Raw genomic sequence first — 17,548 nt, forward strand, 5'->3', positions numbered from 1 at the left:
AGGGGGATTTTGTTTCCCGGGTGATGGTGAGCTGAGCGACCTCTGCGCGACAAAACCGTGGAGCGAGCTGCCCTACTCCAGCCGCTCGACCTTACGCAGCGACGGGAACAGCTTCATCCATAGCAGCGCGATCGCGACCGTGCCGACGCCGCCAAGCACGGCGGCTGGCACCGTTCCCAGCAACGCCGCGGTGACGCCGCTTTCGAACTGGCCGAGCTGGTTCGAGGCGTTAATGAACAGGAAATTGACCGCGCCGACCCGGCCGCGCATCTCGTCGGGCGTCGAGAGCTGCACCAGCGAGAAGCGGATCACCACGCTGATCGTATCGGCCGCGCCAAGCACCGCCAGCGCCAGCACCGACAGCCACATCCATTGCGACAGCGCGAACACCACCGTCGCCACACCGAACACGATCACCGCCTGGAACATCCGCAGCCCGACAAGGCGATTGATGCTGTGGCGGGCCAGCACGATGGTCATCAGGAGCGCGCCGACGGCGGGCGCCGCACGCAAAATGCCGAGGCCGAGCGGGCCGGCCTCGAGAATATCGCGCGCGTAAATCGGCAGCAACGCGACGACGCCGCCGAACAGCACCGCGAACAGGTCGAGCGAGATGGTGCCGAGGATTGCCGGGTTGTTGCGGATGAAGCGGACGCCGGCAAACACGTCGTCCGCGAGCGAATCCGCTTTCGCGAGCTCCTGCTTTTCGGTGTAGATGAAGCCGGTGAGAACCGCGCCGACGAGCCAGAAGGCGACGATGACGAAATATGGCAGGCTCGGCGCGAACACAAAGACCAGCCCGCCGAGCGCGGGTCCGGCGATGGTCGCGACCTGGGCTGCGCCGGAAGAGATCGCGGTCGCACGCTGCACCGAGCCTTTCGGCACGATCAGCGGCAGCAGCGCGGCTGTCGCCGGGCTCTCGAAAGCGCCGGCGACGCCGATCACGAAGGTGGCGATGAATATCTGCGGCACGGTGAGCCAGCCGGCAAAGGTGCTGACGGCCAGAAACAGCGCGGTGGCCGCTTCCGCCAGCTGGCAAAGCTGCACCACGCGCTTGCGCTCGAACCGGTCGGCCGCGTGGCCGGCGACGAAAACCAGCAGCGCCGTGGGCAGGAATTGCACCAGCCCGACCATGCCGAGCTGAAAGGCGCTGCCGGTGAGTTCGTAGACCTGCCAGCCGATCGCGACCGCAGCGATCTGGCTGGCGAAGCGCGACAGGCTGCGCGACAACAGGAAGAACAGAAACGGCGCGTGCCTGAGCAATTCGCGGGCGCCGACCGGCATCGTGGAGGACATGGGCAAGAGCGGTGGCCGAGCGGGATGCCGATGTCAACGGGCGGCCCCGCAACACGGCATTGCGCGCCTGCGCGGCGCAGGCATAATCGCTGCCGGGGTTTTGGGGGATTCATGCTGCAACTGCAATCGGCGTTTGGCGTGCTGGCATTGCTGGCGATCGCGTGGGCGCTCAGTGAGAACCGCCGCGCGGTATCGCTCCGTCAAACCGCCATCGGGCTCGCCATCACCGTCGTCACCGCGCTGGTGCTGCTCAAGCTGCCACCGGTGGCAAAAGCGTTCGGCGCCATCAATGACGCCGTCAACACCATTTCGGCGGCAACGCGCGCCGGCACCTCCTTCGTATTCGGCTATCTCGGCGGCGGCGCCCTGCCCTTCGATCTCAAGGCAGCGGGCGCGGATTTCATCCTGGCGTTCCAGGCGCTGCCAATCATCCTGGTCATGAGCGTTTTGACGACGCTGCTGTTCTACTGGCGCATCCTGCCGCCGATCGTGCGCGGCATGGCGTGGCTGCTGGAACGCACGCTCGGCGTCGGTGGCGCGGTGGGGTTGTCGACCGCGGCCAATATCTTTCTCGGCATGGTCGAGGCGCCGCTGTTTATACGTCCCTATCTGGCGCAGCTCACCCGCAGCGAGTTGTTCATGGTGATGACCGGCGGCATGGCCGGCATCGCCGGCACCGTGCTGGTGCTCTACGCCACCTTCCTCGCGCCGCTGATCCCGGACGCCGCGGCGCATTTCGTCATCGCCTCGGTGCTGGGCGCGCCGGCGGCCATTCTCGTCAGCCTGATCATGGTGCCAGAGACGTCAGACAAACGCACCGGCGGATCGTCAGAATATCCCCGGATCGCTGGCAATCCTAAGATGCAAACCTCGAGCACCATGGATGCGATCGTCAACGGTACCACGGCCGGACTTGAACTGTTGCTCAACATCGTCGCCATGCTGCTGGTACTGGTGGCGCTGGTCTATCTCGCCAACGCTATCCTCGGCTTGCTGCCAGAGATCGGCGGCGCCAAACTTTCGCTGCAGCGCCTGCTCGGCTACCTGATGGCGCCGGTATGCTGGCTGATGGGACTGCCCTGGCCGCAGGCGGTCACCGCTGGAAGTCTGATGGGCATCAAGACCGTCCTCAACGAACTGATTGCCTATGTCGAGTTTTCAAAGCTGGGCACGGACGCGCTCGATCCGCGCTCGCGGCTGATCATGCTGTATGCGCTGTGCGGCTTTGCCAATTTCGCCAGCCTCGGCATCATGATCGGCGGCCTCGGCACCATGGCGCCGGAGCGGCGCGAGGAGATCAATGCGCTGGGGCTGAAGTCGATCGTGTCAGGCACGCTGGCGACATGTCTGATGGGCGCGGTGGTGGGGGTGATGACGTGAGGCGCCGCTGTCATTCCAGGGCGCGCGTAGCGCGAGCCCGGAATCCATCGAGCCGCGGAGCAAGTGGTAAATTGGATTCCGGGTTCGCTTCGCGCCCCGGAATGACGGCTAGCTCGCCAATTCCACCGTCTTGAACTCCGCCGGCAAGATCACCTCCAGCAGCTCAACGTCGTCTGAATAATCCAGGATCATGTGCTTGACGCGCGGCGGCTGGGTCCAGGCGCTCCCAACTTTCATCAGCGTCTCGCCCTCGCCTTCCATGTAGGTCTTCACCCAGCCCTTGAGCACGTAGACCATCTGGAATTCAATGTCGTGGTAATGCAGTTTTGAAACCTCCGCCGGATTGCAGGGCCCCTGCAGGCGGATCACCTGCGCGTGCGCCAGGCCGTGCGTAGCTTCCGCGATTCCGAGATCGCGGTACTTCGCATAGGTGCGCAGACCGTCGGCCTTGAAATCTTCTTCGCGGTGATGGCTGACGGCGATGCGCTGCTTCGGTCGGACCTTCTTGACCGGCTTCGCTTTGACGACGCCCGTCGCCTTCGACGCGATGGTCTTGCGGGCTGATGATTTCGCTGCCGTCTTGTGGCCCGACCATTTCTTCTTCACGGCGGGTTGCGCGGCAGCGCGCGACGTGACTTTCTTGCTGGCCATCTGTGCCTCCCTTTTTTGTTTGTGGTGGGAGGCTAACACAAATTTCGCCGCGTATGGGTAGAGCGCAGCGAAACCCATCCTCTTGCTGCATCCGCGGCGAACGCAGCGATGGGTATCGCTTTCGCTCCACCCATCCGACGACCGTACCGCTGGCTCTCAATGCAGCCGAAACACCCCATCGACCGCGCGCAGTTCGGCCGGCTTGATCAGCTTGGAGTGCGCCACCGTAACGGAGTACAGCGGGCCATCGAGCTTTTCCTGCCAGAAGGCGAGGAAATCCTTCAGCGCCGGGAATTTGGGAAACAGATCGTAGTTCTGCCAGACATAGGTCTGCAGCAATGAGGGATGATCCGGCATCCGATACAGGATTTGCGCCGTCGTCAGCCCATAACCCAACACCTGCTTCCGGAAGTCTTCGGAAGCAACTCCAACCTGCGAGACCATGCCAATACCTCCATTGCTGGAGCGCATTTGTCGTGGTGGCCACACACCGAGCCAACCCCGGCGGAGATGCGCTCACATGAGAGAAATGTGACGCACGATACCAACCCATCACAAGCCTAAATGTTTAACGATCTGTTGAAAAAGGTCGCGTTAGCAGCAGCTTACCGCACGTGCTAATACGGGGACCGGCCGGCGGCCGGGCCAGTTAATCATGATGAATGAAATTGGCAGGCGTCACATTTGAGTGCCAAATTTTCTGCTAGAAGCCCTTGTCCCCCGAACAAGAGTGGCCTAAATCAGCCGCAGCCGCGCTGGCACTCGCCTACGCGGACTGCCAAAACTCCAGAATTTGACAACATCTTCAGAAACTTAGGAGGACTGCATGAAATTCCGTCCGCTTCACGACCGCGTCGTGGTCAAGCGCATCGACGCCGAAGAGAAGACCGCTGGCGGCATCATCATTCCGGACAGTGCCAAGGAAAAGCCCTCGCAGGGCGAAATCGTCGCCGTTGGCCCGGGTGGCCGCGACGAGGCCGGCAAGCTGATCCCGATCGACCTCAAGGTCGGCGACCGCGTCCTGTTCGGCAAGTGGTCGGGCACCGAAGTCAAGATCGACGGTGAGGATCTCCTGATCATGAAGGAGTCCGACGTCATGGGCGTGCTCGACGTCCCCGCCGGCGCCAAGAAGAAGGCCGCCTAAGCCACAGCCGTTCCCTCATCCTGAGGAGCCGGCGCAGCCGGCGTCTCGAAGGATGGGCCACACGCTCAATCATCTCATCCTTCGAGACGCCGCAAAGGCGAGCTCCCCAGGATGAGGTCCAGTCTCAAACGGAGATCTCTCTATGTCAGCTAAAGAAGTCAAATTCGGCGTAGACGCCCGCGACCGCATGCTGCGCGGTGTCGATATCCTCGCCAATGCCGTCAAGGTCACGCTCGGCCCGAAGGGCCGCAACGTCGTGCTCGACAAGTCGTTCGGCGCTCCCCGCATCACCAAGGACGGCGTCACCGTCGCCAAGGAGATCGAGCTCGAGGACAAGTTCGAGAACATGGGCGCACAGATGGTGCGCGAAGTCGCCTCCAAGTCCGCGGATGCGGCCGGTGACGGCACCACCACCGCGACGGTTCTCGCGGCTGCGATCGTCCGTGAAGGCGCCAAGTCGGTTGCCGCCGGCATGAACCCGATGGACCTGAAGCGCGGTATCGATCTCGCGGTGGAAGCCGTGGTCGCCGACCTCGTCAAGAACTCCAAGAAGGTCACCTCGAACGAGGAAATCGCCCAGGTCGGCACCATCTCCGCCAACGGCGATGCCGAAATCGGCAAATTCCTGGCCGACGCCATGAAGAAGGTCGGCAACGAGGGCGTCATCACGGTTGAAGAAGCCAAGTCGCTCGAAACCGAACTCGACGTCGTCGAGGGCATGCAGTTCGACCGCGGCTACATCTCGCCCTACTTCGTCACCAACGCCGACAAGATGCGCGTCGAATTCGACGACGCCTACATCCTGATCAACGAGAAGAAGCTCTCCAACCTGAACGAGCTGCTGCCGCTGCTCGAGGCCGTGGTGCAGACCGGCAAGCCGCTGGTCATCGTCGCGGAAGACGTCGAAGGCGAAGCGCTCGCCACCCTCGTCGTCAACCGTCTCCGCGGTGGCCTCAAGGTTGCCGCCGTCAAGGCGCCGGGCTTCGGCGATCGCCGCAAGGCCATGCTGCAGGACATCGCGGTGCTGACCGGCGGTCAGGCGATCTCGGAAGACCTCGGCATCAAGATGGAGAACGTCACCCTGCAGATGCTCGGTCGCGCCAAGAAGGTGATGATCGACAAGGAAAACACCACGATCGTCAACGGCGCCGGCAAGAAGGCCGACATCGAGGCGCGCGTCGCGCAGATCAAGGCGCAGATCGAGGAAACCACCTCGGACTACGACCGTGAGAAGCTGCAGGAGCGTCTGGCCAAGCTCGCGGGCGGCGTCGCGGTGATCCGCGTCGGCGGCGCGACCGAAGTCGAGGTGAAGGAGCGCAAGGATCGCGTGGATGACGCGATGCATGCGACCCGCGCGGCTGTCGAAGAAGGCATCGTGCCGGGCGGCGGCGTCGCCCTGCTCCGTGCTTCCGAGCAGCTCAAGGGCCTGCGCACCAAGAACGACGACCAGAAGACCGGCGTCGAGATCGTGCGCAAGGCGCTTTCCGCGCCGGCCCGCCAGATCGCGATCAACGCCGGTGAAGACGGCTCGGTCATCGTCGGCAAGATCCTCGAGAAGGATCAGTACAACTACGGCTTCGACTCGCAGTCGGGCGAATACGGCAATTTGGTCTCCAAGGGCATCATCGACCCGACCAAGGTGGTTCGTGCGGCGATCCAGAACGCGGCTTCCGTCGCGGCTCTCCTGATCACCACCGAAGCGATGATCGCCGAACTGCCGAAGAAGGGTGGCGCCGCCGGCGGCGGTATGCCCCCGGGCGGCGGCATGGGCGGCATGGATTTCTGATCCAGCCATTCAGGCGATATCAAGGAATGCAAAACCCCGGCAGCGATGCCGGGGTTTTTGTTTGGGGGGTACGATCAGCGATGTCGCCACAGTTGATGTTCCCTGCGCACGAGCGATACCATTGCCGCGTCATTCCGGGGCTCGCGAAGCGAGAGCCCGGAATCCAACTATCGGCTCGCTCATGGCCTATTACGTTTACCTGCTCGCCAGCAACAGAAATGGAACGCTCTATATCGGCGTGACAAACGATATCGTTCGCCGCGTCTTCGAGCACAAGAGTAAGGTCGTCCCCGGCTTTACGAAACGGTACGCGGTCGACAAGCTCGTATGGTACGAAATTTACGACGATCCCACGTCGGCGATCACCCGTGAGAAAGAATTGAAGAAGTGGCGGCGGGAATGGAAGGTACGGCTCATTGAGGAACAGAATCCTCAGTGGATCGACCTGTATCCGCAAATATCGTCCTGAGATTGTTGATGCTTGGATTCCGGGCTCGCCGCTGCGCGGCGCCCCGGAATGACGGGAGAACCAAAGGCGATGGATAGGCTCGATTTATTTTTCGCGCGAGGTTGCAATGCCCGTCATTCCGGGGCTCGCGAAGCGAGAACCCGGAATCCAACTCTCCGCGTGCTCAGAATTCACCTTGGCTCGGTCTGTATCCGCAAATATCGTCCTGAGTTTTTTGATGCTTGGATTCCGGGCTCGCCGCTGCGCGGCGCCCCGGAATGACGAGAGCGAAGGGCCGCCCGTGGGTGGCCCCTCTTCTCAAACGCTCTCCGCCGACTTGATGCGGACGAGCTTGTTGAGCAGCGCGTCAAAGCCCTGCCCGTCGCCCGCATGAAGGTCGATCCGGCCGACCTTCTCCACCAGCCGCTCCAGCGACTCCAGCTCCTTGAGCCGCAGCAGCAGCGGGTTCTCCTCCATCAGCTTGGCGGTGTTCAGGAGCGAGCGCGTCGCCGCGGTCTCTTCCTGACGGCGGATCAGGTTCGCTTTCGCAACCCGCTCCGCTTCCACCACCTTGTTGACGAGCTCGCGGATCTCGCCAGGCAGGATGACGTCCTTGACGCCGAGTTCGGAGACCTCGACGCCGCTGTCGGCGATGCGCTCGCGCACATAGTCGCGCAGCTCCGCGTCGAGCGCCGCTTTCGCCGACAGCACCTCGTCGAGCGTGCGGCCGGCAACCGCCTCGCGGATCGCAAACTGCACCAACCGGTACAGCCACGCATCCACGTCAGGCACGGCAGCGACCACGCGCTCGGGATCGACGACCCGGCGAAATGCCGTCAGGGTCACACGCAACGCGATGCGATCCTTGGTCAGCATTTCCTGCGCGGTGATCTCGACCGCCTGCGGACGCAGGTCGAGGCGCTTGACCTCGATCTTGCGGCCGGCGAGCCAGAACGCGTGCCGTCCGGGCGCGAGCCGCTCCAGCAGCCGGCCCTCGACGTAGAGGAGACCGGCCTCGTGGTTCTCGACCACCGCTTCCGTCACGACGGTCGGACGGTTGCGCTCGATCATCGCCAGATGACGCGCGGTCACCCGGGGATCGCTGCCCACATCGACGCGTTCGACGTCGACCACGGTTGCGACCTTCCAGTAGACGCGGGCCTGCCAGGGCGTCATCAGGTGCACGGGACGGCCATCGAGGCTCACGATGGCGATCTCGTTCGCCTTCGTCTCGACAGCCTCGAACAGCTCCGCAGCCAGATCGGGCCGCGCGGCCTTCAGCACCGCGTAACGCTCCGCGGGGAATTCGGTGCGAACGACGTTGAAGATCTCCGCCGTCAGCCGACCGCGCAGATCGAACAGCCGGTGACGGCCGGGCTCGAGCACGCACTCCAGCCTGCCGTCGCGCGTCAGCAAGGCGCGCTCGCCGTCCTTCACCGTCATCGTCTTCATCAGCATATGCCAGGTCATGACACGCCTCCATGCTTTGCCGTCCGGCCCTCGCAGGGTCGGAAAGCGGGTTTCATTTTGCAAAGGACGTGGGGACCGGACGACGCTTCCTGCAGGGATCGGCGGGCCGGGTTTGAGCTTGCGCGATGGCGGGCGCACGCGCGCGATCACCCGACATGCATCGAGCGTTCGCACGTTGCCACCCGGCATCGACGCAAGCGGTATCCACCGCGGCGCAAAGCCGGTCTGACAGTGTCCAGGTTCGGACGAAAAGCCTTGCGGCGATGCGGCCGGACTGCGACTGAAGCGCGCGTCCGGTCCCCTTCAGAGGAGTCAGCGTTTCAGGCTGAACCGGAGCGGAGCGGGAATCGAACCCGCGACAGGATGATTACAAGTCATCTGCTCTACCCAACTGAGCTATCCTTTGTGGCGCCATAGACCGGAATCGAACCGGCGACCTTCGGGTTACCCCGACGCTCTGCCGCTGAGCTACTATCGCTTCTTCACTTGGCGGAACACGAAGCCGGAAACCGGCCCGCGCCAGTCGGGATCCAACGAGCCCGAACCCATGGCCAAAGCGAAGGAGCGGGTCAGTAAACGAAGCATGTTGCGCTTGCAAGAGCGATTTTAGAAATTCTGCATCCGCTGTGACTTCTCCGTCACGGTGCAATCGGTGACACCGCCATCGCCGCACACTATCGCCGCGCGAAACTCGCTCAATGCACGAGCTTGCCTATCCGTTCAGATCGCACCACCGATGGCTCTCCACCGGCTGCGGGCTTGCGCGAAAAATAGATGAGGCCGGCGCGGCCGACGAGATTTTCGAGCGGGATATAACCCACCGCCGTGCGCACCCGGCTGTCGGTCGAATTATCGCGGTTGTCGCCCAGCACGAACACGTGGCCGGCCGGGACCGTGTAGACAATCGTATTGTCGTAGAAGCCATTGTCGACGCAATCGAGCGTCTCGTAGCTCGCGCCGTCCAACAGCGTTTCGCGCCAACGCCGGGTGCGGTTGCTATCCCCGGCCCCGCACGGCTCGTCGCCTTCAAAATCGGACAATCTCTGCCGCACGGCCGGCACGCCATTGATGACGAGCAGACCCTGCCGCATTTGAATCGTATCGCCGGGCAATCCCACGATGCGCTTGATGTAATCGACCGATTCGTCCCTCGGCAGCCGGAATACAACGACGTCGCCCCGCTCGGGGGTGGAGCCGAGAATGCGCCCTGAAAACAGACGTGCTGAAAACGGCAGGGAATAGCGGCTGTAGCCGTAGGCATATTTCGAGACGAAAAGACTGTCGCCTACCAGCAACGTCGGCATCATCGAGCCGGCCGGAATGTAGAACGGCTGGAACAGGAACGTCCGGAATACGATCGGAGAGAAGATCGGGATCGCCAAAATCACGGCCACGACAATCAGAGCGATCCTGCCCCATCGCCGCGGGGATCGGCCTGCGACCTGCACCAATGTCATGATTACCCAGCCCTGTTCACGTGAGAGCCAAGATAAACGAGATGCCGTCAAGAACAATCCAAAATTGCATTTGGAATAGTCGCGTCGGGTGACGCCGCATTTCGCGGAATGCGGCGTCACCCTAGCGACCGAAATCAGGAACGCAGATTACTTCAGCCCGACGCCGGCCAAACCATCAAACGCTTCGTGCACTCAACAACTGCTCGGCGTGTCGCGATCTCTTGCATGTCCACCCGCAAATCAGCGGGCGCGATTGAACGAGACCACAAACGCCGACGGCGCAATGTGACCTGCGCAACAGTACAGGACGGAATCGAGACGAACGAACGCCGCAGGCGCCAGGGAGCGTCAGCCGTGAGGTGGATTCTGAATGGTCGGAGCCCGGGCCGCCCTTGCCGCCTACTGGATCTTCGCCAGCACCGCGAGGCGGCGGATGCCCTTGTTCTTGTAGGCGTCGAGGAAGGCGTAATAGTCCTTGAACGAGACGCAGCCGTTGGACTGGCCGCTCGGCCCGAGCATGTAGGTGTGCGCGAGCAGACCGTCGCGGCCGTGGATCTTGTCCTCGCCGCCGATCGGCGTCAGCCGCAGCGCCGGCACGCCGTGAAACAGCGCCTCGCGCGGCTTCAATTCGTAGATGTGCGGCGGCGTCACGCCCTGCATCCGCACATGCGAGTAGCGCACGTCGTCCATCTTCGAGCCGAGGCCCGAATGCGCCTCCAGCCTCGTGCCGTCGGGCAGATACACCGTCTTGGCGGCGATATCGTAGACCGCGGTCTGGCGGTCGTAGGGTGGCGCACCGCCCATCATCGGGTTCTGGCTTCGGGTATCGATGATGCTGCCGGTGACGTTGGCGTCGGCGGAGGCGTAGGCCAGCAACCCACCCCCGGCCGGCTGCTTGCCCCACAGCTTTTCGACCATGTTCTGCTTCTCGCCCGAGGCGATCGACATCACGGCGGCCTTGGCGCGCTGCGCCATATCACGAATGGAAGAGCCGGAGGCTTTGGTCTTGTCTTCCACCACCTTGGTGTCGGCTTCCTTGGGCGCCGCGGCCGGGACGTTCAAAGCCAGCTTGGTCGCCGGCGCGGCAACTTTCGGCTTCGCGGGTTCGGCAGGCTTCGCCGCCGCAACGGCCTTGGGTGCTTCGATCGGCGGCGAGGCTTCCGCCAGCTTCGTCGTTTCGGCAGGCCGGGAAGCAACCGATCGGGGCATCTCGCCTTGCGGCGCCGACGCGGCAAACCGCTCGTTGAACATCAGCGAGTTCGCGACGTTCTGCGGCGCGGGCATCACCAGCGACCGTTGCTCGAGGGAAGCAAATACTTCGCTGAACGCCGGCTGCTCGGGACGGTCGGCAACGGCGGTCGGGGTCCTGACGACAGGCGCCTCGAAGGCGCTGCTCTTCATGGTGGGATAGACGCTGGCGCCAAACACGTTGGTGTAGACGGTCCAAGCGCAGCCGAGCACAAGGCCCGCGACCGCGACACTGCCGAGGAAATATTGGGGAATGGTTTTACGGGAGGGTTTTCTGCGATTACGCACCGCAGGCCCGAACGCACGCTTACGCTTACTCATTCACACAAAGTCCAGAACAACAATCCCACCAGGTCCCCCAGTTGATGCCGCGTCTGACAAAGTCCCCGTCAGCATCTCGCAGAGGTACAGAGCGTCATTAAGGCAACTTTTAGTTAAATCCGCATTAAACGCGGGCGCAACCAAGAAAATCCGCAACCAGTTGGAACTTCTGGAGAAATTTGGACCATATCAAGGCGGAGGGCTCCACCGCGAACGGAAACATCCGGCAGTTTCGCCCGCCGGATGTCCCATATTGGGCCAAGTTTAGGCATCAATCCTTGAACGGATCGAATTCGTTCTCGCCCGCCATGGCGACCGCGAACGGGCGCAACGCGTGCTGCACCTTGATCGAGCCGGCGTGCTCGGCCAGCACTTCCGGCAGCCTGCGACAGGTCATCGGACTTTCGTCGAGGTCGGCGCCGACCAGCGTCACGCCCCGCGATTGCAGCCAGGCGTCCATCTCGGGCGCGCGAACCGCCGCTTGGCCTCCTTGCGGCCGAACAAACGGCCCGCGCCGTGCACCGCCGCGGAGTGACCGATCCTACCGCAGTTCCAGCGGCGGCGCGCGGTCGAGCACTTCGAACTTCGGCCCTTCCAGCACGTCGAGTGCATAGGTCTCGATCAAAAGCGGACCGCGCTTGCGTTGGGCCTCGCCTACCCGTTCGACGCGGGCAAACCTGTCCTTCAGATAGGGCGCATCGCCAAGCCAGGATTCGTAGACATACAACAGCTTGCCCGCGAGCTGCGACGCATCGGGTTCGGGCATGTTGACCCAGCGGATACGCTGGCTGTGCTGCGCGACGCAGGTGCCCTTCGGCAGATAGAAGGCGAGCCACGCGGTGGTGCCGTAATCCGGCGCCAGCACGCAAGTGGCCCCGGCACGCCCCCTCGCCGCCTCGACGGCAGCGGCCGTTTCACGCCAGCCAACGCCGACACTGCGCACAGTGGCGTCGCGGCGATAGCCTGACAGCAGGCCGGTGTTGGCCTGCACGACCAGCAGCACGAACATCACGACGCCGCCCGGCGCCGCCCAACGCCTGCAGAACTCGGCGAGGCGCTGCCAGCGCGGCGGCCATTCGACCAGATGCGCGGCAACGGCGGCGGCGACGGCGAACGCCGGGTAGACCGGCGCGAACCAGTTGGCCTCGACACGGGCATGCAGCGAGTGCCAAACGAAATAGGCGACGATGACCCAGAACATCGCGTTGACAAGCACGCGCGCCGGCATTGCGCCGGCACGCCGCGCATACAGTGCGTAGATCCCCATCACGCCCAGGATCCATACCAGCGGCGTCGCAAAGGCAATCTGCGTTGGAATCAGTTCGGCGATGTAGGCCGGACGGAAATCCTGGATCGTCGCCCGCCCCATCTGCTTGATGAACGAGACCCAGCCATGCTCGGCATTCCAGAGAATAACGGGGGCGAACAGCAGCAACGCGACGAGTCCGCCAAGATACAGCCAGGGCGACCCGAGCCAGTGCCGCAAACCGGGAACAGCGAACAGCCAGATCAGGATCGCGGGTCCGAAGAACAGCGCGGTGTATTTCGACAGCAGCGCGCAACCGGCGGCGGCGCCGACCGCAAGCCACCAGGCGCCGTTGCCGGTCTGCAGCACCTTGGCGAGCGCAAACAGCAGGAAGCTGGACGCCACCAGCAGCGGCGCGTCCGGTGTCACGATCATGGTGCCGACCGCGGCCATCAGCGTGATGTTGAGAAGGATCGCCGACGAGGCGGCCACGCGCCGGCTGCCGAACAGGATGGCGGCGGCCTGATAGATCGCCCAGCTCATCGGCAGCGCCAGCAGGATCGAGACCAGCCGCACGCCGAACTCGGTATCACCTGCGATCAGCGTGCCGAGCCGGATCACCACCGCGACCATCGGCGGGTGATCGTAGTAGCCGCCCGCGAGATGCTTCGACCATGTCCAGTAATAGGCTTCGTCGAAAGTGATCGGCGTGAACGCCGCGGCGACCAGGCGCAGCGCGACGAGCCCCAGGATCACCAGACCCGTATGGAGGGCAACCCGCGCTTCGTTCGGACTCATATTCCAATCATCGTTTGCGCCAGACGAACAGTCCGGACATGGCGTAGTTCCAGACCACGCCCATCAGGGCACCCGCAAGCCCGGCCAGCCACCAGATCGGCTCCTGGTCGAACACCGCGAACGCGACGCCGACATTGGCGAGCAGCCCGACGCCGCAAACGACGTAAAACAGCAACAGGCCGCGCAGGATCGCAAATCCCTTCAGCCGCTGGTCGCGATAGGTGAGAAAGTTGTTGAGAATGAAATTGCTGGTCATCGCGGTCAACGCGCCGGCCGCCTGTGCCTCCGCGAACGGCTCCCTGAAAATTTCATGCGCGATGAAGAGCACCACGAGATGCACGACAAGGCCGGTGCCGCCCACCATCGCGAACAGCAGGAAACGCAGCGACACCACGTCGTTGGTCAGCTTCGCCAACACGAGGCCGAGGAAATCCAGCGCCACCATCGAATCAAGTTTGCTCTCGCCGTGCTGGCGCGAACCGAAAGTGTACGGAATTTCGACAGTGCGCAGCTTGCCCTGCGCGCTGGCTATGACATCGAGCAGGATCTTGAAGCCCTGGGTCGAGAGCTGTGGCGCCAGTTCTTCGAAGCGGTCGCGGCGGATCATGAAGAACCCGCTCATGGGATCGGCGACCTCGACCTTCAGCACGCGTCGCGCCACTTCGGTTGCAAGCTGGCTCGCCCCTGCCCGCTGCTTGTTGAAACTGTCGGCGCTGCCGCCTTCGATGTAACGGCTGCCGACCACGAGCTCGGCCTCGCCGCTCCGCAGCAAGGCGACCATTTTCGGCAGTTGCGTCTCATCGTGCTGCAGATCGGCGTCGATCACCGCCGCGTAAGGGCCGCTCGAGGCCAAAATGCCTTCGATGCAGGCGCCCGACAGGCCGCGCCGCCCGATCCGGCGGATGCAGCGCACGCGGGAATCCTTCCGCGCCAGCCCGCGCACCACGTCCCAGGTTCCGTCGGGAGAATTGTCGTCGACAAAAACCACTTCCCAGGCAATGCCGGCAAGCGTGGCCTCCAGCCGCCGGTACAGCACGGTGACGTTGTCGCGCTCGTTGAAGGTCGGCACAACGACCGAAAGCTCGGGCAAACCGGCCTGCGACGGGGTTTCGGGGCCGGGCTGGATGGCATCATTCATGATCGCCAGCGTATATCCGCAGCGGGCCAACATGCCAAGGCGAGCTTGATACTCGGCCGTGCTTGATACTCAGCCATGACAACGGAAGTTCAAAGCGACCCGTGACCTGCCGCCACGACGAGCCATCAGCCGCCATAACGGGCCAAGCCCGATCAAAAATGCCCTGAAAATGCCAACGACCACGAACAGAGGGCGCGCGTACATCCGGCGCTGCCAAACTATTCATGGTCGTCCCAGCGCCGGAGCTTTAAAGCGTCAACGTCGCCGTTGAATACGAAATAGGAATGCCCGGAGCATTCTGCAAGGGGCAGTCGCCCCCCTAGTTCGGTACCTCCCGAATCACTGGCCCTCGCGGAGCCGGCGCCGCCGGAACCGGCTGGGGTGCCGGCGCGGCCTGCTGGGTGCTGGCCGGCTTGGCGGGTTTGCCGAATTGGCCGATCGGTCCATAGGCGATAGCGACCACCATCACGACCGATGCGACAATGGCCCCCAAAAGGCCGGCAATTGACTGCGAATTCATACTCATCGACCCCCTGCACCTAACCGGAAACTGATATCATGGAAAAAGCGGGCCGAAAAATAGTCCCATCGGCCAAACCGGCGGGCGGCCCGACGTTCCAAATCTGGCCACGCCAGCGCCGCGCCACGGACAAGCAAGAACCGCGATTCTATCGTAAACATGGCAGACTCTCGGCCTTCGGGTCGACCGGGAAGAGAGGTATCATATGTCAACGACAGACGAGACCAAGCCGGCCGGGAAATCCAAACGGCGCAAGGGCAAGGCGGAACGTAGCAAGAAGGCGGCCCCGCAGGCGGGTTTGCCGGAGACCCCGCCATCGGCTGGACTGCGGAGCCCGGACCAGAAAAAGCAGCCGCAACCGGCTCGCGTGGAGAGCCCGAAGGTGGAGCCGCAGCCGGCGGCGGTCGTGCAGCCCGTCGTTGCCGTCGTCGCGCCGCCTGAACCAGAACCGGCCGTTGTGTCCCCGCCTTCCGCGCCCATCTCGGCTGCGCCGCCGGTCGCCGAGCCGATGTCGGCCGAACCCACGCCAGCCGAAACCGAGCCAGCTGAAACCAAATCAGCCGAAACTCCGCCGGCCGAGTCGTCCCCAGCCGAGCCCGCGCCGGTGAGCCTGCAAACCATCGCCGATGCGTATCGCGACTACACCCGCAAATCGATCGAGGCGTTCGGGTCGTTTGTCGAACAGCTCAGCGGCGCCCGCTCGCTCGACAAGGCGATGACGGTTCAGACCGAATTCTTGAAGCGGACGTATGAGACCTCGGTGGCGGAGTCGCACAAGATCTGCGAATTGCATAACCGCCTAGCCAAGCAAACCCTCGACCCGTTCAAGGGACTTGCGGGCAAGACGCCCGCAACCCACGGCAAGCCTTGAAACCGGGCGAAGCGGGTCGACGTCCAGCAACGCAAAAGCAAAAGGCTCCGGTTTCCGGGGCCTTTTTTGAATTGGACTCTAGTTAGGAGCCCGCGTGTCGGTTTCGCTTCGACGCCGGCCCGGCGCCGCGCATGTAGTGCCGCTCCGGTCGGTAGCGGCCTGTCCAGGCCCGCATGATCCTGTTGGTAAGGGTCGATATCCATTGCAGGATGGCCATCAATCGATCCTTTGATCCCTGCATCCGAAAGCTCAGGCGCCGAGCTGGCCGGTCAGACGCTGATGGAACGATGAACTGCGCTGGTCGAGCCCGGTGAAAGTGACGGTGGCGCCATGGTCGTTGTATTTGGTTTCGATCGAATCCAGCGCCGCGACGCTCGACGCATCCCAGATCTGGGAATGGGTGAGATCGATCAGGACCCGCTTGGGGTCGGCGCCATAGGAGAACCGCTCGACAAGATCGTTGCTGGAGCCGAAGAACAGGGGACCATGGACAGTGTAATGGACCGACAACCCGTCCTGGCTCACGGTGCGCTCGGTTCGAATGACATGCGCGACTCGTCGCGCGAACAGAATCATCGCCAGCACCACGCCGACGGCGATGCCGATCGCGAGGTTGCCGGTGACGACGGTGACCGCGACGGTGGTCACCATGACCAAGGTTTCCGGGACCGGCATCCGCTTGAACGTCGCAGGCCGGACGCTGTGCCAATCGATGGTCTTGAGCGCGGCGATCATCATGACGGCGGCCAACGCCACCATCGGGATCTGCGCCATCAATCCGCTCAGCCCGGTCACCAGCACCAGCAGCACGACGGCGGCGACCACCGTCGAAATGCGGGTGCGCCCCTGCCCGATCTTCACGTTGACGACGGTTTGCGCAATCATCGCGCAGCCGCCGATGCCGCCATAGAAGCCGGCGGCGATGTTGGCGATGCCGAGCGCCCACGATTCCTTGCCCTTGTGCGACCGCGTATCCGTGAGGTCGTCGACCAGCTTGGCCGTCAGTAGTGTTTCCAGCAGTCCGACAAAAGCGACGCTGATCGCCGTCGGCCAGATGATGCGCAGCGTGTTGAAGTCGAGCGGAACGACAAACGCGGTGAAGCCGGGCAGTCCCGGCGCCATTGCGCCCTCGCCGCCGACGTTCGGTACCGCGAGATGCCCCAGGATCACGATCGACGTCACCACGATGATGGCGACGAGCGGCGCCGGTACCGCCGTCGTGATGCGCGGCATCACGAGCACGATCGCGATTGTCAGCGCGAACAGCGGATAGACCAGCCACGGCACGTTGAAAATGTGCGGCACCTGCGCAGCAAATATCAGAATGCCGAGCGCGTTGACGAAGCCGATCATCACCGAGCGCGGGATGAAGCGGGTGAGCCGCGCCAGGCCGGCAAGCCCGAACGCGATCTGGATGACGCCCGCGAGGATGATGGTCGGCAGGATGTAGCCGACGCCGTGCAGCTTAACCATCGGACCGATGACCAGCGCGATCGAGCCGGCCGCCGCGGTGACCATCGCCGGCCGGCCGCCGAGCACCGACATTACGAGGCACAAGACGATCGAGGAGACCAGCGCCACTTTGGGATCGACGCCCGAGACGAAGGAGAACGAGATCACCTCTGGGATCAGCGCCAGTGCGGTGATGATGCCGGCCAGCGATTCGCGGACGAAAAGGTTCGGCGCGCGAAGAATTGCCGATAGCGGCGGCGAGTCTTCGAACTGCGACTGAGTGGCGGCGGGACTGGCGATTTGCATGAGATTATCCAGAAGA

The 17,548-nt window shown here is 63.4% G+C and carries 15 protein-coding genes and 1 tRNA gene; 5 read left to right on the plus strand and 11 right to left on the minus strand.

Translation table 11 applies throughout. The features are described from left to right. Window positions 1–72 precede the first annotated feature (72 nt). Window positions 73–1,296 carry an MFS transporter gene (locus QUH67_RS24015; RefSeq protein WP_300941804.1) on the minus strand — a complete coding sequence of 408 codons (1,224 nt, stop codon included), beginning with the start codon at window positions 1,294–1,296 and terminating at the stop codon, window positions 73–75. A 111-nt stretch (window positions 1,297–1,407) separates the two neighbouring features. On the opposite strand from QUH67_RS24015, the gene QUH67_RS24020 reads away from it, so the two are divergent. Continuing rightward, window positions 1,408–2,676 carry a NupC/NupG family nucleoside CNT transporter gene (locus QUH67_RS24020; protein ID WP_300941805.1) on the plus strand — a complete coding sequence of 423 codons (1,269 nt, stop codon included), beginning with the start codon at window positions 1,408–1,410 and terminating at the stop codon, window positions 2,674–2,676. 108 nt (window positions 2,677–2,784) lie between these two features. Here the strand turns inward: QUH67_RS24020 and QUH67_RS24025 are convergent, their stop codons facing one another. Next, a complete protein-coding gene (locus QUH67_RS24025) occupies window positions 2,785–3,327 on the minus strand; it encodes a cupin domain-containing protein (RefSeq protein ID WP_300948155.1) in 543 nt (180 codons plus the stop codon). 156 nt (window positions 3,328–3,483) lie between these two features. Further along, window positions 3,484–3,771, minus strand: coding sequence for an usg protein (locus tag QUH67_RS24030; protein WP_300941807.1), 288 nt, complete (start codon window positions 3,769–3,771; stop codon window positions 3,484–3,486). A 382-nt stretch (window positions 3,772–4,153) separates the two neighbouring features. Between QUH67_RS24030 and QUH67_RS24035 the strand changes: the two genes are divergently transcribed. From QUH67_RS24035 to QUH67_RS24045, 3 genes are all read left to right on the plus strand, one after another. Further along, window positions 4,154–4,471 carry a co-chaperone GroES gene (locus tag QUH67_RS24035; RefSeq protein ID WP_300941808.1) on the plus strand — a complete coding sequence of 106 codons (318 nt, stop codon included), beginning with the start codon at window positions 4,154–4,156 and terminating at the stop codon, window positions 4,469–4,471. Window positions 4,472–4,613: 142 nt separating this feature from the next. Next, on the plus strand, window positions 4,614–6,257 hold the full coding sequence (gene groL, locus QUH67_RS24040; RefSeq protein WP_300941810.1) for a chaperonin GroEL: 1,644 nt from the start codon (window positions 4,614–4,616) through the stop codon (window positions 6,255–6,257). A 181-nt stretch (window positions 6,258–6,438) separates the two neighbouring features. Then, window positions 6,439–6,726 carry a GIY-YIG nuclease family protein gene (locus QUH67_RS24045; protein WP_300941812.1) on the plus strand — a complete coding sequence of 96 codons (288 nt, stop codon included), beginning with the start codon at window positions 6,439–6,441 and terminating at the stop codon, window positions 6,724–6,726. A gap of 297 nt (window positions 6,727–7,023) precedes the next feature. Here QUH67_RS24045 and QUH67_RS24050 read toward each other — a convergent pair whose 3' ends face one another. From QUH67_RS24050 to QUH67_RS24080, 7 genes are all read right to left on the minus strand, one after another. Continuing rightward, entirely contained in the window at window positions 7,024–8,175 is a 1,152-nt protein-coding gene (locus QUH67_RS24050) for a slipin family protein (protein ID WP_300941814.1), read from the minus strand. A 406-nt stretch (window positions 8,176–8,581) separates the two neighbouring features. Continuing rightward, window positions 8,582–8,653: transfer RNA gene (locus QUH67_RS24055), tRNA-OTHER, on the minus strand. Window positions 8,654–8,870: 217 nt separating this feature from the next. Next, window positions 8,871–9,632, minus strand: coding sequence for a signal peptidase I (gene lepB / locus QUH67_RS24060; protein WP_300948156.1), 762 nt, complete (start codon window positions 9,630–9,632; stop codon window positions 8,871–8,873). Between the two features lie 399 nt (window positions 9,633–10,031). After that, window positions 10,032–11,201 carry a DUF2778 domain-containing protein gene (locus QUH67_RS24065; protein ID WP_300941816.1) on the minus strand — a complete coding sequence of 390 codons (1,170 nt, stop codon included), beginning with the start codon at window positions 11,199–11,201 and terminating at the stop codon, window positions 10,032–10,034. 271 nt (window positions 11,202–11,472) lie between these two features. Beyond that, entirely contained in the window at window positions 11,473–11,661 is a 189-nt protein-coding gene (locus QUH67_RS24070; protein WP_300941818.1) for a hypothetical protein, read from the minus strand. 81 nt (window positions 11,662–11,742) lie between these two features. Beyond that, window positions 11,743–13,245, minus strand: a complete 1,503-nt coding sequence (locus QUH67_RS24075) for a glycosyltransferase family 39 protein (protein WP_300941820.1) — start codon at window positions 13,243–13,245, stop codon at window positions 11,743–11,745. A gap of 7 nt (window positions 13,246–13,252) precedes the next feature. Further along, window positions 13,253–14,383: a glycosyltransferase gene (locus tag QUH67_RS24080; RefSeq protein ID WP_300941822.1), complete on the minus strand. Its 1,131-nt coding sequence runs from the start codon at window positions 14,381–14,383 to the stop codon at window positions 13,253–13,255. A gap of 725 nt (window positions 14,384–15,108) precedes the next feature. On the opposite strand from QUH67_RS24080, the gene QUH67_RS24090 reads away from it, so the two are divergent. Beyond that, window positions 15,109–15,774: a phasin family protein gene (locus QUH67_RS24090; RefSeq protein ID WP_300941824.1), complete on the plus strand. Its 666-nt coding sequence runs from the start codon at window positions 15,109–15,111 to the stop codon at window positions 15,772–15,774. Window positions 15,775–16,023: 249 nt separating this feature from the next. On the opposite strand, the gene QUH67_RS24095 is transcribed toward QUH67_RS24090, so the two are convergent. Then, a complete protein-coding gene (locus tag QUH67_RS24095) occupies window positions 16,024–17,532 on the minus strand; it encodes a SulP family inorganic anion transporter (protein WP_300941826.1) in 1,509 nt (502 codons plus the stop codon). Between the last annotated feature and the right edge of the window lie 16 nt (window positions 17,533–17,548).

The organism is Bradyrhizobium roseum, from assembly GCF_030413175.1.
Classification (GTDB): Bacteria; Pseudomonadota; Alphaproteobacteria; order Rhizobiales; family Xanthobacteraceae; genus Bradyrhizobium; species Bradyrhizobium roseum.